This window comes from Amycolatopsis sp. CA-230715 (assembly GCF_018736145.1).
Classification (GTDB): domain Bacteria; phylum Actinomycetota; class Actinomycetes; order Mycobacteriales; family Pseudonocardiaceae; genus Amycolatopsis.
This window is the reverse complement of the sequence record NZ_CP059997.1, coordinates 9,364,459-9,380,898: the sequence shown is the minus strand read 5'-3', so window position 1 is coordinate 9,380,898 and position 16,440 is coordinate 9,364,459. Positions and strand designations below refer to the sequence as shown.

The following is a 16,440-nucleotide window of genomic DNA, read 5'->3' as shown; positions in this document are numbered from 1 at the left end:
GTGATGACCTCAACCAGTCCGGACCTGATCCGGCGGATCCGCGCTCTGTCCGGGAGCCAGCGGCGCGCGCTGATCACGTTGCTCACGCGGCAGGGCGTCGACCTCTCTGCTCTGTCCACACTGGACACCATACCCGCGGTGCCGAGGTCGGCGGACGAGCCGGTACCGCTGTCGTTCACCCAGCAGCGCCTGTGGTTCCTGGCGCAGCTGGACGGTCCTAGCGCTGCCTACAACATTCCGATGGGCCTTCGGCTGCGTGGCCGCCTCGATCGCACCGCGCTGGTACGCGCGCTGGAAGCGATGGTGCAGCGGCACGAAGTCCTGCGCACGCGGTTTCTCGACCGCGAAGGCGTGCCGTACCAGTACATCGGCGATGGTCGCAACTTCGCAGTGGGTTTCGACGACGTCGAATCGGCGACGGTTTTCCCGATCTGCGAACAGGAAGCGGCGGCCGCGTTCGACCTGGCGAACGACTCGCTGATCCGGGCGCGGCTGCTGCGGGTGTCGGAGCGGGAGCACGTCCTGCTGGTGACCGCGCACCACAGCGTTGCCGACGGCAGGTCGGTCGGTGTCTTCTTCCGGGATTTGACGGCTCTGTACGAGGCTTTCTGCGCGGGCCGACCATCCCCGTTGGAGCCCTTGCCGATCCAGTACGCGGACTACGCGCATTGGCAGCGCGGGTGGCTGGCCGACGATGTTCAGGCGCGTCAAGTGGAGTACTGGAGGAAGCAGCTCGAAGGCGTCGATCCGAGGCTGTCGTTGCCCGCGGACCGAGAACGCCCAGCCGTCAAGACGTATCGGGGTGCGCGCGAAGGATTCCGTTGCCCTGCCGAGCTGCTCGCCAAGCTCCGGAGCGTCAGCGAGCGGTACGAGGTCACGCTGTACATGACGCTGCTGGCAGCGTACGCGGTGGTGCTGAACCGGTACACGTGCCGGACGGATGTCGCTGTCGGCACGGTTGTGGCGAACCGCAACCGGCTTGAGCTGGAAGATCTCGTCGGCTTCTTCGCGAACACTCTCGTGATGCGCGCGGACCTGTCCGGTGACCCGACTTTCCCGGATCTGCTGGCCCAGGTGAAGAGGACGGCGCTGGACGCCTACGACCACCAGGACGTGTCCTTCGAGGCCGTGGTGGACGCACTTCGGCTGGAGCGCAGCCTGGCCTACTCGCCGGTGTTCCAGACCATGCTCGTCCTGCACGAGGCGCGGACCCAGCGCGAGATCATGCTGGGTGATCTCGAGGTGTCCGAGGTCGAGATCGACACCGGCTACACGAAGTTCGACTGCACCGTCGAACTCCGGGAGACACCAGACGGGCTCGAGGGCCTCGTCGAGTACAACACCGACTTGTTCGACCGGGACACCATCCGGCGCCTCGCCGGTCACTACACCGAACTGCTCGCTTCGATCGCGGCCGACCCGCGTGCGCGCATCTCCCGGCTCGGCATGGTCGATGCGGCGGAACGGCAGCAGGTCCTGGCGGCCTGGAACGAGACGAACCGTCCGTACTCAGCCGACCGCTGCCTGCACCAGCTGTTCGAGGACGTGGTGGCGCGGCACCCCGACCGGATCGCGCTGGTGGACGGCGACCGGGTGTGGACCTACGCCGAACTCAACGCGTGGGCCAACCGCATCGGGCACACCCTGCGTGACCACGGAGTCGGACCCGACACGCTGGTCGGCCTGTGCACGTCGCGGTCGGCCGAAATGATCGCGGGCATCTACGGCGCGCTGAAGGCGGGTGGCGCGTACATGCCGATCGAGCCGTCGTACCCACCCGCTCGCATCTCCGAACTCGTCGAGACGTCCGGTGTCGGCGTGATACTCGTCCAGTCGCATGTGGACACTGAGCCGCTCGCTGCCGCGAAGCACGTGCTCACGCTGGACCACGATGGTCTGGCGCAGCGGGAGAACAACCTTCCGGCAGGGGATCTGGAACCGCATCACCTGGCCTACGTCATTCACACATCCGGTTCGACGGGGCGCCCCAAGGGCGTGATGATCGAGCACCGGGCGGCCGTCAACCGGATCGAGTGGATGCAGAGCGAGTACCAGCTCACCGAGAACGATGTCGTCCTGCAGAAGACCCCGTTCAGCTTCGACGTCTCCGTCTGGGAGTTCTTTTGGCCGTTGCTGTCCGGAGCGCGGCTGGTGGTGGCCGAGGCCGATGGCCACAAGGATCCCGGTTACCTCGTCTCTGCCATCCAGAGGTTCGGCGTGACCACCTTGCATTTCGTGCCGTCCATGCTCCGGGCGATCGTCGGCGAAGCCGGTTGGTCCGCGTGCGTGTCCGTTCGCCAGGTGTTCTGCAGTGGCGAGGCGTTGCCGAGGGACCTGTGTGAACGCCACTACGCGTTGCACACCGCTCCGCTGCACAACCTGTACGGCCCCACCGAGGCGGCCGTGGACGTGAGCCACTGGACCTGTCCGAGCGACCCACCGCACATCATCCCCATCGGCAGGCCCATCCAGAACACGCGGCTCTACGTGCTGAACGATGCGATGGCTCCGCAGGGCATCGGGTGCGTCGGTGAGTTGTACATCGCCGGCGTCGGCTTGGCCCGCGGTTACCTGCACCAGCCCGAGCTGACGCGGGAGCGGTTCGTGCCCGACCCGTTCGAGCCGGGTGCGCGGATATACCGCACCGGCGATCTGGCGCGGTGGCGGCCCGACGGCACCCTGGAGTTCCTCGGGCGCGTCGACGACCAGATCAAGTTGCGCGGTCATCGAATCGAACTGGGCGAGATCGAACACCGGCTCGGCGAACAGCCGGCAGTACGCTCCTGCGTGGTCGTGGTCCGCGAGGACCAGCCGGGTAACCAGCGGCTGGTGGCGTACGTGGTCTCGGACCAGGCCTCGGCCGGCCGCGACATTCGCGGCGATCTCGTCCGGCACCTGGTGCAGGCGCTGCCGGACTACATGGTGCCGAGCGCGTTCGTAACCCTCGACGCGCTGCCCGTCACCGCCAGCGGCAAGCTGGATCGTGCGGCACTGCCGGCGCCGGACCTTTCAGCGTTCGCCCAACGCACCTACATCGCTCCACGGACACCGACCGAGCGACTGCTGGCGTCCCTTTGGGCGGAACTGTTGGGCTTCGACGCCGACCGGGTCAGCACCGAGGACAACTTCTTCGCGCTCGGCGGGCACTCCCTGAACATCACCGTGCTGGTGGCCAGGCTCAGCGCGGCCGGCATGGTCGCCAGGGTGAGGGACGTTTTCAGCGCGCCAACCCTCGCCGCCCTGGCCGAGCGGATCGACCACGGGCAGGACGCGACTAACTACGCCGTACCGCCGAACGCCATCCCAGACGGCTGCGAACGGATCACCCCGGACATGCTCCCGCTCGTCGAGCTGACGCAGGAGCAGATCGACGCGATCATCGGGACGGTGCCCTCCGGCGCTCCGAACGTCCAGGACATCTATCCGCTTGTCCCGGCGCAGGAGGGCATTCTGTTCCACCATCTGGTGGCCCCCGACCACGACCCGTACTTGCTGTCGGCCCTCTTCGTCGCCGAGAACGAGGCGGCCTGCGCCAGGTTCACCGACGCGGTGCGCGCGGTGATCGACCGGAACGACGTCCTGCGAACGGCCGTGCTCACCGCCGGGCTGCCGGCGCCAGTTCAGGTGGTGTACCGCGCGGCACCGCTGACGGTTAGGCGCACGAGCCTCGATCCGCATCGCGACGCCGAGGAGCAGGCGCACGCCATGCTGGCGGACCCCGCTCCCATGGCGGTCGACCAGGCTCCGATGTTCCGGCTCACCACGGCCGAGGACCCGAACTCTGGCCGGTACTACGTCCTGCTGGACTTCCACCACCTCGTCGAGGACGCCACCTCGTTGCAGCTGATCATGGAAGAGATCGCGGTCCACCTGGCAGGCCGCGCCGACCTGCTACCGGTGGTGGCGCCCTACCGGGACTTCGTCGCCCATACCCTGCACCAGATCGCTTCGGGGGACGCCGAGAGCTACTTCGGGAACGTCCTCAGCGACATCACAGAGCCGACAATGCCCTTCGGGTTGACCGATGTACGCGGCGACGGGCGTCGGAAGCGCAAGCTGCGCCGATCCCTGCCCTCGGACCTCACCGAGGCGGTGCGCGCCGAGGCGCAACGGTTGCACATCAGCCCGGCCTGCCTTTTCCACACCGCCTGCGCCATGGTCGTGGCCGCGGGCAGTGGGCGCGACGACGTGGTGTTCGGCACCGTGATGTCGGGCCGCCTGCAGGGCGTGCCCGGGGTCGAGCGGATGCTCGGCAACTTCATCAACACCCTTCCCTTGCGGGTCCGCCTGTCCGGCCGGACCGTCCGGGCACTGATCGCGGACGTCGAGGCCGGGCTGCAGGAGTTGATCGCCCGCGAGCAGAGCTCGCTGAGCGCGGCGCAACGCGGCACCGGACTGGACAGCGACACCCCGCTGTTCAGCGCGGCCGTCAACTTCCGCCATTTCGAGCACGGGCACGATGCTGAGGCACACCGCATAGACGACTCGGGCGTCCGTTGGCTGGAGTTGGTGGACAACATCAACTACCCGATGGGCATCTCTCTCGACGACCTCGGTAGCGAGCTGTCGCTCATCGTCCAGGTCGAGGACACGATCGAGCCGGAGGCATTGCTCGCGTACGTCGAAACCGCACTCGCCGGGATCGTCGGCGCCCTCACCACCGACGACGGCAACGGCACCGCCGCGCTCGACGTCGATGTTCTGCCCGCCGCGGAACGTCGTCGGCTGCTGGTCGAGTGGAACGACACCGCCGGCCCCTACCCACACGACAGCTGCCTCTTCGAGCTGTTCGAAGCGCAGGTGGCACGGCGACCCGACGAGGTCGCCGTGCGGCACGGCGATCGGCGGCTCACGTACGCCGAACTGAACGCCAGGGCGAACGAGATCGCCCACCGCCTTCACGATCGGGCCGTCGGGCCGGACGTCCTGGTCGGGCTCTGCGCGGATCGGTCGCCTGAGCTGGTGATCGGCCTACTCGGCATTCTCAAGGCCGGTGGCGCGTGCGTGCCGATCGACCCTGGCTACCCCGATGAGCGGATCCGCGGCATTGTGCGCGGCTCGGGCATCGGGATACTGCTCAGCCAGGCCTCGTTCCCGTCCACACAGTTCGACGGCGTGGACGAAATCGTGTATCTCGACACGGGTGAGCGGGCTCGGGATGGCCTACCGGTACTCGCCGACCTTCGCCAGGACAACCTTTCCCGCGCCGAGTCGGGCGTGACGCCGGAACACTTGGCCTACGCCGTCTTCACCTCCGGGTCGACCGGGCGGCCCAAGGGCGTCCTGGTGCCACAACGAGGGGTCGTCCGGCTGCTCTGCAGCCCCGGCTACTTCTCGGCGAGCGACGACACGGTGATGTTGCACTACTCGTCGATCTCGTTCGACGCCGGCGTCCAGGAGGTGCTGACCCCACTGGTAGCGGGCGGGCAACTGGTCCTGCACGACGGCGACTCCAGAGACGTGGGGCAGATGCTCGACTGCGTCGAGCGGACCGGGGTGACGATGATGGTGCTGTCCGCGGCCTTCCTGCCGGCGTTCGCCGAGGAAGCAGAAGGACGGCAGCTGGCGCTGAAGTGCCTCGCGGTGGTCGGCGAAGCGTTCTCGGCGCGGGACGTGCGCAGGGTCGTCGCAGCGCAGCCGGACGTGACGGTGGTCAACGGATACGGCCCGACGGAAAACAGCATCGGTTCGACGTACCAGGTGATCCCGCCGGACGTCGCCGAGGACGCCCGCATCCCGATCGGCCGTCCGCTACCGCATTCCACCGCTTACGTGACGGACAGCCGGCTGCGGCTGGTCCCGACCGGCGTCGTCGGCGAGCTGTGCATGGGTGGTGCCGGCGTGGCGCGTGGTTACCTGGGCGACCCGGAGCTGACCGCCGAACGGTTCGTCGCCGATCCGTTCGGTACGGAGCCGGGCGGTCGGCTGTACCGGACCGGCGATCTGGTCCGCCGCCTGCCCGACGGTGCCCTGGAGTTCGTCGGCCGGCTCGACGACCAGGTCAAGGTGCGAGGTTTCCGCGTCGAACCGGGCGAGATCGAGGCCGCGCTGCGCGCGCACGCCATGGTGCACAGTGCGGCGGTGACGCCGCACGCGACCGGGGAGACCCGGTCGCTGGTCGCGTACGTGCGGCCGACGGAGCAATGGCTCGATGCCGCGGCCCAGGAACAGAACGCGGACCACCTCGAACAGTGGCAGCGGGTCTTCGAGGACCAGTACGCGGGAAGCGACGCCACCGACGATGGCGTGGACCTGGCCAGCTGGCAGAGCAGCTACACCCGCGAAGAGATCCCAGAGCCCGAAATGCTCGAATGGATCGACGGCACGGTGGAGCGGATCGCCGAGCTACAGCCGAAGCGCCTGCTCGAGGTCGGGGTCGGCACGGGCCTGCTGCTGTTCCGGTACGCGGAAAGCTGCGCGGCCGTGTGCGCCATCGACACCTCCGCCGGGGCAGTCGACGAGGTCCGGCGCGGCGTGGAACGTCGCAACTGGTCGCACGTGACCGTCGCCCACGGTGACGCGCTGGCGGTGCGGGAGCTGGCCGGATCCACCTTCGACACCATCGTGCTCAACTCCGTCGCCCAGTACTTCCCGAACCGGCTGTACCTGGAACAGGTCATCGCCCAGTTGCTGCCGCTTGTCGAGGACGGCGGCCGGATCTTCGTCGGCGATGTTCGCAACCTCGATCTGTTCTCAGCCCACGTGGGCGCGGTCGAGCGCAGCCGAGCATCGAGCCGCATCACGGTCGGCGCTCTGACCGCTCGTGTGCAGCGCCGCCGGCAGCAGGACGCCGAACTGTTGATCAGCCCGACCTGGTTCGCCGCGCTGCCCGAGCGGTTCCCCGAGCTGGGCTCCGTGGATCTGATGGTCAAGCGCGGTGTCGGCGACAACGAGATGCTGGCCTACCGCTACGACGCGGTGCTGACCAAGGGACCCGCGCGGTCCGGCGAGCCGCTGACCTGGCTCACCGCCAGCGGCGCGGCCGAGCTGCGCGATCTGCTGGACAGCGGCGAGGTCCCAAGCCGGTTCGGAGTCACCGGCCTGACCAACCCTCGTATCGCGGACGATGTGCGGGTCGCCGAGGGGCTGACCCGTTGGGCATCCACCCGGCGGGTGGAGCCGTTGCCGAACGGCGTTCGGATGACGGCCGAGGCACTCGCCGAGGCGCGAGAGCTCGAAACGACGCTGCAGTACGCCGAGCGGCTCGACTATCGGGTGGCGGCCACCTGGTCGCAAGACCGGCCCGATGGCCTCGACCTGGTGTTCGGGCGCCACGAGCTGCCGCTGGTGCGAGCCCGCGCCCCCTACCACCGTGCCGCGCTCACCAACAGTCCGCAGCTGGGCCGCATGGGTTGGTCGATGTCCAGGACCCTCAAGGAGTACCTGTCGGCCCGGCTGCCCGACTACATGGTCCCTGGTGCGTACGTGATTCTCGAAGAGCTTCCCGTTACGCGGAACGGCAAGGTCGACAAACGGGCGCTCCCCCTCCCGGACGAGCAGGATGTGACCAAGGAGGTCTATTCCGCACCGCGTACGGCGACCGAGCGGACGCTGTGCCGTCTGGTCGAAGGGGTTCTCGGGCTCAGCCAGGTCGGGCTCCAGGACAACTTCTTCGATCTCGGCGGGCATTCCCTGCTGGCTACCCGAGTGACGATCCGGGTGAGGAAGGAACTGGGGGTGGACCTGCCACTCCAGCTGATCCTCGCCGGTACTTCAGTCGCGGACATGGCCACCGCGCTGGACGACGCGTTGGCCGCGGACGCCAAGTCGGCCGGGTCGCCGGAGGTGCCCCTGGTGACGCCGACGCCGGTGCGGCCAGGGGAGGAGGTACCACTCGCGTTGCAACAACGGGACCTGTGGTTCCTCGATGAGTCACCGCGTTTCGGTCCGGCGCCCGACAATGTGCAACTCGTCTTCCAGATGGTCGGCCCACTGGACTGTGATGCGTGGGCGAACGCCGTGCGGGCGGTCATCGACCGGCACGCCGTGCTGCGCACCAGCTATCTACGCCGGGACGGAATCGTTTTCCAGACGGTGAACGACGGCGTGGACATCGACGTGCCGGTCCAGCGACTCGGTGAAAGCGCCGACGAGGACACCATCGCCGAGTCGCTGCGGGCGGAGCGAGCGCGTCCCTTCGCCCCGGACGACCGCGTCCAGCTCCGGGTGCACTTGCTAGCGCTCTCGGACAACGAGCATTGGGCTGTCTTCACGCGCCCGTGGGGTGTCGTCGACGGCTGGTCGGCCGGCATTCTGCTGACCGAGCTGTCCGCGTGCTACCGGGCACTGAGCCAGGGCGGGAAACCGGATCTGCCGGCACTTCCGCTGCAGTACGCCGATTTCGCCCGTTGGCAGGGGCACGCGGTCGACCAAGCGGAGCTGGACCGGCAGCTGAGCTACTGGCGCACTCGGCTGGCCGGCCTGCCCGAGTGTCTGTCGTTGCGTACCGACCACCCGCGCCCCGAAGTGAAGTCCTACCAGGGCTCCTCGGTGGAGCTGAGGTTCCCGGGCGACCTGCCCGATCGGCTGAAGCAGCTCAGTCAGGACCGCGGGGCCACGCTGTACATGACCTTGTTGTCGGCGTTCGCAGTGCTTCTGGGCGGCCGCTGCGCGGACCGGGAGGTGGCGATCGGATCGCCGGTCACCAATCGTCCTCGGATCGAGCTGGAACAGCTCATCGGGTATTTCGTCAACCGACTCGTGATCCGGCTCGATGTCGCACCTGAGCAGACCTTCACCGAACTGCTGGCGCGGACCAGAGTGGTCACGGCGGAGGCGCACGAACACAAGGATCTGCCCTTCCGTGACCTCGTCGAGGACCTGGTGCCGGTTTCCGACCCGGGGTGTTCACCACTGTTCCAGGTGATGTTCAACCTGATCAGTGCGGGTGACGGTGGTGCCGATGGCGGTGCGATCGACGATCTCGACGTTCGGGCGGTGCCGAACGACTCCGGTACCTCGGCGTTCGACCTGAATCTCATGGTGCGGGAAACCGACGTCGAGCTGACCGGCTACCTGGAGTACAGCACCGACCTGTTCACGCAGGGCACCGCCGAGGCCATGGCGCGAGACTACGAGCGGCTGTTGTGGGCGATCGTGGCGGACCCGGATGCCGACCTGGCTGGACTGCGGGCCCGTGCGGAGGAATCTCCGAGCGGGGGAGGCGTCGGTTGAACGCCGGAGTACGCGACCAACCGGTAGTCGCGCGCGGTCGGGCCGAACGTGCGGTCGCTGTGATCGGCATGTCCTGCCGGGTCCCCGGCGCGGAGGATCTCGGCGCCTTCTGGCGCCTGCTGCGCGACGGCGTGGACGCGATCACCGATGTCCCCGGGAACCGGTGGGACCTCGGTGTCGTGCCGCACGAACTGCGGTCGCCGGGGCTGCGGCGGGGTGGCTTTCTCGACCACGTCGCCGAATTCGACTGCGAGTTCTTCACCGTCTCTCCCCGCGAGGCCACTGCGATGGACCCGCGCCAGCGGCTGGCACTGGAGCTGGCCTGGGAGTCGCTGGAGAACGCCCGTGTCGTGCCGGAGGCCGTGCGAGGAAGCTCCGTCGGGGTCTTCCTCGGTGCCACCGGAGACGACTACGCCTCGCTCGTGCACCGGTCTGGTGCGGATGCCGTGTCCCACCACTCTCTGGCGGGGCTGAGCCGGGGGGCCATCGCCAACCGGGTCTCCTACCAGTTCGGCTTCCGCGGACCCAGCCTCACCGTGGACACCGCCCAGTCCTCGTCGCTGGTCGCCGTCCACCTGGCGTGCGAGAACCTGCTTTCCGGCGCGACCGATCTGGCCTTGGCCGGTGGGGTGCACCTCAATCTGATGCCGGAGGGCGCGCTCGCGTTCGCCCGCGCGGGCGCGCTCTCCCCGGACGGCCGCTGCTACACGTTCGACGCGCGTGCCAACGGGTTCGTGCGAGGCGAGGGCGGCGGGGTCGTGGTCCTGAAGCGTTTCGAGGACGCGGTCGCCGCCGACGATCCGATCTGCGCGGTGCTGCTCGGCAGCGTTCTGAACAACGACGGCGGCGGTCCGGGGATGACGGTTCCCGACGGCGACGCGCAGGAGGCCTTGCTACGGCAGGCGTACGCCCGAGCGGGGGTCGAGCCCGCGCGGGTGGGATACGTCGAGTTGCACGGCACCGGCACGCGGGTCGGCGATCCGATCGAGGCGGCAGCGCTCGGCGCGGTTCTCGGCGAGGGCCGCGACGAGACCCGGCCATTGCTCGTCGGGTCGGTCAAGACCAATATCGGCCACCTTGACGGCGCTTCAGGGGTCGTCGGGCTCATCAAGGTCGCACTGTCCTTACGGCACAGGTCCATTCCGGCGAGCCTGAACTTCACCACGCCGAATCCGGCGATCCCGATGGCAGAACTGAAGATCCGGGTGAACGCCACCACCGGAGGGTGGCCGGACGGTTCCCGGTTCGCCGGGGTCAGCTCCTTCGGTATTGGCGGCACGAACTGCCATGTGGTCATCGCGGACCACCCCACGGCCGCACCGCGGGAGACCGACCCCCGCGCGCCGGTGCCGGTGCCGGTGCCGATCTGTGGAAGGTCCGAGGCGGCGTTGCGAGCGCAGGCGGCCAGGTTGCGCGCCTGGGTCGCCTCGCGGCCGGGCCTGTCCCCGGTCGACGTCGGGTTCTCCGCGGCCACCACTCGATCAGTGCTGGAGCACCGTGGCGTGGTCATCGCGGCTGATCGCGCGGAATTGCTGGACGGTTTGGCCGCGCTCGCGGATGGTGCCGCGGCCGTGGGCGTGTCGCAAAGCATCGAGGAGCACGAAGAACCGGCACGCCGGGTGCTGTCGACCATGGCCCGGTCGCACATCGAAGGCGCCGTGGTGGACTGGCGGCCGATGCTCGGTGGCGGCCGCACCGTCGACCTGCCCACCTACGCCTTCCAGCGACGGCCCCACTGGAACACCGGCGGCCAGGTCACCACGGATACGCAGCGGCTGGTGGCGGCACCGGGGGCCGGGCAGGCTCACGACTCCACTGCACCGGAGGAGCGGGAGTTGTCGGAGCTGGTCCGTTCCTGCGCGGCGGACCTTCTCGGCTACGCGGACGAGCGGTCGGTCGAGGACGATCGTCCGTTCGATGAGCTGGGGTTCGACTCGGTTACGTCGGTCGACTTCTGCGAGCGGTTGAGCCTGGAGACGGGTCTGTCGCTCGCTGCCACGTCGCTCTTCGACCACCCGACACCGCGGATGCTGGCGGCACACCTGCGAGGCGTGCTGTCGAGTCGGGCTCCGGCGAGCGGCGAGACCGCTGGTGGCCCGGTCGCCGCGCGAGTGGTCGCGGAGGACGACCCGATCGCGATCGTGGGCATGAGCTGCCGGTACCCGGGAGGTGTCTCCTCCCCGGAAGACCTCTGGCGCCTCGTCCGAGACGGAGTGGACGCCATCTCGGAGGCCCCGCAGGATCGGGGATGGAACGTGGTCGAGGACGGTACGCACGCCGGTGGTGCCCTGTCGGGGGGCTTCCTGGTCGACGCGGCGCGCTTCGACGCCGAGTTCTTCCGGATCAGCCCACGCGAAGCGCTCGCGATGGACCCGCAGCAGAGGGTGCTTCTCGAGGTGTCGTGGGAGGCGCTGGAGCGAGCCCGGATCGCCCCGGCCGCCCTTCGCGGTAGTCGTACAGGGGTCTACGTCGGCGTCATGGGGCAGGACTACGTACCCCGCCTGCACGAGACGTCGGACGGGTTCGCAGGGCATGCCCTGACCGGTGGCTCGCCGAGTGTGGTGTCGGGTCGGGTGGCTTACACGTTCGGGTTCGAGGGTCCGGCGGTGAGTGTGGACACGGCGTGTTCGTCGTCGTTGGTGGCGTTGCACTTGGCGGCGCAGGCGTTGCGGGCGGGGGAGTGTTCGTTGGCGTTGGCCGGTGGTGTGACCGTGATGTCCACGCCCGGCATGTTCGTGGAGTTCTCGCGACAGGGCGGTTTGTCGCCGGACGGGCGGTGCAAGGCGTTCTCGGATGCGGCGGACGGCACGAGCTGGGCCGAGGGCGTGGGGATGCTGGTGGTGGAGCGGTTGTCGGACGCGCGGCGCAACGGACATCGGGTGTTGGCCGTGGTGCGGGGTTCGGCGGTGAACCAGGACGGCGCGAGCAACGGCCTGACGGCGCCGAATGGCCCGTCGCAGCAGCGGGTGATCCTGGACGCGCTGGCTTCAGCGGGCTTGTCGGCCGCCGAGGTGGACGCGGTGGAGGCGCACGGAACCGGGACCGCGTTGGGTGACCCGATCGAGGCGCAGGCGTTGCTGGCGACATACGGCCAGGGGCGGGGAGAACCGCTGTGGCTGGGTTCGCTGAAATCGAACATCGGTCACGCGCAGGCCGCCGCCGGTGTCGGTGGTGTGATCAAGATGGTGATGGCGATTCGTGCCGGTGTCCTTCCGGCGACCTTGCACGCCGATGTGCCGTCGCGGCACGTGGACTGGTCTTCCGGTGCGGTGCGGTTGTTGACCGAACAGCGGTTGTGGCCCGAGTCGGGGCGGCCGCGTCGGGCCGCTGTGTCGTCGTTCGGCATCAGCGGCACCAATGCGCACGTGATCGTGGAACAACTGCGGGAAGCAGAAACCACAGACGGTGAGCCACGGGTGCGCCATCCGGCACCCGTGATCGTGTCGGGCCGGACACCGACCGCATTGCGGGCCCAAGCGGCCCGGTTGCGGGAGTGGGTGGCAGCTGATCGCGGCCTCAGCACGATCGACGTGAGCTTTTCCAGTATGACGACGCGATCGGTACTGGAGCAGCGCGCCGCGGTGCTCGCCGCCGACCGCACCGAACTGTTGGCCGGTCTGGCCGCACTCGCGGCGGGAGAGCGGGCAGCGGAGATACCGACTGGTACCGCCACACCGGGTCGGACCGCGTTCGTTTTCACCGGGGGCGGAGCTCAACGGCTCGGCATGGGGCGTGAACTGGCAAGAGCGTTCCCTGTCTTCGCGGACGGGCTGGACGAGGTCCGCATCGAGCTCGACAAATACCTCGACCGGCCGCTGTTCGACGTGATGTTCGCCGAACCGGGCAGCGCCGAGGCCGCGTTGCTCGACCAGATCGGGTGGATGCAGCCCGCGATGTTCGCCATCCAGGTGGCGCTGTACCGGTTGGTGACGTCGTGGGGGCTCGTGCCCGACTTCGTTGCTGGGCACTCCACCGGAGAACTCGCCGCGGCGCACGTGACGGGTGTGCTCTCCTTACGGGACGCGTGCGTGTTGGTGACCACGCGCAGCCGGTTGCAGCAGGATCTGCCGCCCGGCGGCGCGATGGTGGCGCTGGGCGTGCCGGAAGCCGACGTACTGCCGTTGCTCACCGATGGGGTGTCGGTCGCGGCGGTGAACGGCCCGGCGTCGACCGTCATCGCCGGAGATGAGAACGCCGTCCTCGACATCGCTCGCCGGTTGGAAGCCGAGGGGTGCCCGGTCAAGCGACTGCGGATATCCCACGCCTCGCACTCGCAGCGGATGGACCCGATGCTGCCCGATCTCCGAGCCGTGGCAGAAGGACTCACGTTCAACGAACCGGTGATCCCGATGGCCGCCCGAGCGCCGCAGACACCGGAGCGGTGGGTGCGTCACGTGCGGGACACCGTGCGGTTCGCCGACGACATCGAGTGGTTGACCGGACAGGGGGTCACCACGTTCGTGGAAGTAGGACCCGACGCCGCGCTCGTGCCGATGATCGAGGAGTGCCTCGGTGGCCGGAACGCCGTGGTGGTACCCCTCCAGCGGCGCGACCGGAGCGAGACGCGGGAGGTGGTAACGGCACTGGCCCGCCTGTACGTCCACGGCGTGAGGATGGATCTGCCGGCGTTGGTCGATGTCGGACGGCCCGTGGATCTCCCCACGTACGCCTTCCAGCAGGAGCGGTACTGGCTGGACGCCGGGGCGGACCAGCCGTTGCTGGGACGAGCGACGGAACTGGCGGATGGCGGTGCGCTGCTGTCGGGCCGCCTGTCGCTGCGGACACGGCCGTGGCTGTCCGACCACCGCGTGCTCGGACAGGCCGTCGTGCCCGGAACCGCGCTACTGGAGATGGCGTTCGGTCTCGGCGACCGGGTGGACGAGCTGACCATTCAGACGCCCCTGGTGGTGCCCGAGCGAGGCAGCGTAGAGGTGCAGTTGACGGCGGCCGCACCCGATGAAGGCGGTCGGCGCCGGTTCCGGGTGCACAGCCGCCTCGACGGGGCATGGCAGCTGCACGCCACCGGGCAGTTGGGACCGCTCGACACCGGTGACGCGGCCGCCATACCGACCGTGTGGCCGCCTGCCGGGGCGACGTCGGTGGATCACGCTGACTGGTACGAGGAGTTGGCCGGGCGAGGCCTGGAGTACGGCCCGGTGTTCCAGAACCTGCGAGCGGTGTGGCGCCACGGCGAAGACCTTTTCGTCGAAGTGGGCCTTCCGGGTGAACCCGGCCCGTTCGCCGTACACCCGGCGCTGCTCGACACGGTGCTCCACCCGCTGGTGGCGGCCCATACCGCTGGTCCGCTGATGCCGTTCTCGTGGACGGGGGTGCGGCTGGCGCGGACAGGCGCTACACGGCTGCGCGCGCGGATCAGGCCCACGGGCGAGAACAGCACGTCGTTGAAGATCGTCGACAGCGGCGGCATCGAGGTGGTGTCGGTCGACTCCCTCGTACTGCGGCCGCTGAACGCACGTCGGTTCGACTCGAAGCTGTTCCAGGTCGAATGGCGTGAGATCGCGGCTTGCGACGAGACACCAGTCGCCACCACGGTCCTTCACGTGCGGCCGGGGACCTCCGATGTGCCCGAGGAAGTCCACACGACCGCGGAGTCCGTGCTGACGACGGTACAGGCCTGGTTGCGGGATCACGACGACGATTCGGCCAAGCTCGCGGTCGTGAGCTGTCGTGCGGTAGCCGTGGAGCCGGGCGACGACGTGGATCTTGCCGCGGCCACCGTGTGGGGTCTGCTGCGTCCAGTGCAGACCGAGTTTCCCGGGCGGATCGTGTTGGTGGATTCGGCGGACGAGTTCGCTGCCGACGTGCCGTCGACGGGTGAGCCGCAGATCGCCCTCAGATCGGGCAGGGTCTTCGTACCGCGGCTCGCCCGCGGTTCCGTTCCCGCGCCCGATCCCGATCGGCCATCGATGGATCCCGGTGGAACGGTGTTGATCACCGGTGGCACGGGTGGACTAGGCGCCGCTGTGGGGCGGCACCTGGTCCGCAACCACGGCGTACGGCACCTCCTGCTGGTCAGCCGCGGCGGCAAGGCACCGGACGAGCTGATGGCAGAGCTGACGGCGCGTGCGTCCGTCTCGGTTGCCGCCTGCGATGTCACCGATCGCGCCGCCTTGGCTGAGGTCATCGCGGCCGTTCCCCCGTCGGCGCCCTTGCGGGCCGTTATCCACGCGGCGGGCACGATGGACGACGCGGCGACGATGTCGTTGACGCCGTCTCGACTGCACGCGGTGTTGTCGCCGAAGCTCGACGGAGCATGGCACCTGCACGAGCTGACCCAGGACCTCGAACTGTCGGCGTTCGTGCTGTTCTCGTCGGTCACGGCTACGGTCGGGTTCGCCGGTCAGGCGAACTACGCGGCGGCCAACGCGTTCCTCGACGGGCTCGCCCGCCATCGGCACGCGCTGGGGCTGCCAGCGGTCTCGCTGAGCTGGGGGCTTTGGGAGAAGAGCACCGCCCTCACCGAGCAACTCGGCGAGATCGACAAGGAACGGGTCCGCCGGATGGGCGTGCGGCAGCTGTCCACGAACGACGGCTTGGCACTGCTCGACCTCGGGCTGGACGCGGACCGGGCCCAGCTGGTGCCCGCCTGGATCGACCTGTCCGGGCCCGACATCGACCCGCCTGCCGTCCTCCGCGGTCTCGCTCCGGCAGGCTCGGCCGGTCAGCGACGGCGGGAACGGGTGGAGTCGATCTCGGACGGGATGGCGACGGAGAGCGCCGGGACACTGCGCGATCGCCTGCGCAGCATGGCCCAGCACGATCGGGCGCTGACGATGCGACGTGTGGTGCAGGCCGAGATCGCGACCGTGCTCCGCCGGTCGGGGCCGGGCATCGTGCCACCCGACCGCGGTTTCATGGATCTCGGCTTCGATTCATTGACGGCGCTGGAACTGCGGCATCGGCTCGAGACGGTGACCGGACTGAGACTGCCGCCGACCGTGACCTTCAACCACCCGACTCCGGACGCGCTGGGGGAGTACCTCCTGCGGCAGCTCGTGCCGGACCAGCCACCCGCGGAAGAGCATCCGGTGCTGGCGGAGCTGGACCGGATGGCGGTCACCATGGCCGCCGTCGGCGACGAGACCGTCCGGTCGGCCGCCTCCCTCCGCCTGTGGGAGCTGCTGTCCACGATGACGGCCGGGGCGGATGAGGTGGAACCGTTGCACGACCGGGAAATCGAGTCGGCTGGCGAAGAGGAGATGTTCGCCTTGATCGACGAAGAGCTGGGGGGCCGCCAACCGTGAG

At 68.9% G+C, this 16,440-nt stretch carries 2 protein-coding genes; both read left to right on the top strand.

Annotation, left to right across the window (positions count from 1 at the left end; all coding sequences use genetic code 11):
• Positions 1-3 precede the first annotated feature (3 nt).
• Positions 4-9,174 (top strand): non-ribosomal peptide synthetase, encoded by a 9,171-nt coding sequence (locus tag HUW46_RS43480; protein ID WP_215544466.1) that lies wholly within the window; start codon positions 4-6, stop codon positions 9,172-9,174.
• Between the two features lie 59 nt (positions 9,175-9,233).
• On the top strand, positions 9,234-16,439 hold the full coding sequence (locus HUW46_RS43475; RefSeq protein WP_256451405.1) for a type I polyketide synthase: 7,206 nt from the start codon (positions 9,234-9,236) through the stop codon (positions 16,437-16,439).
• Position 16,440: the final 1 nt, after the last annotated feature.

Bases quoted from the DNA above. Each gene is read 5' to 3' on its own strand.
- HUW46_RS43480 (WP_215544466.1), top strand. From the start codon at position 4: ATGACCTCAACCAGTCCGGACCTGATCCGGCGGATCCGCGCTCTGTCC.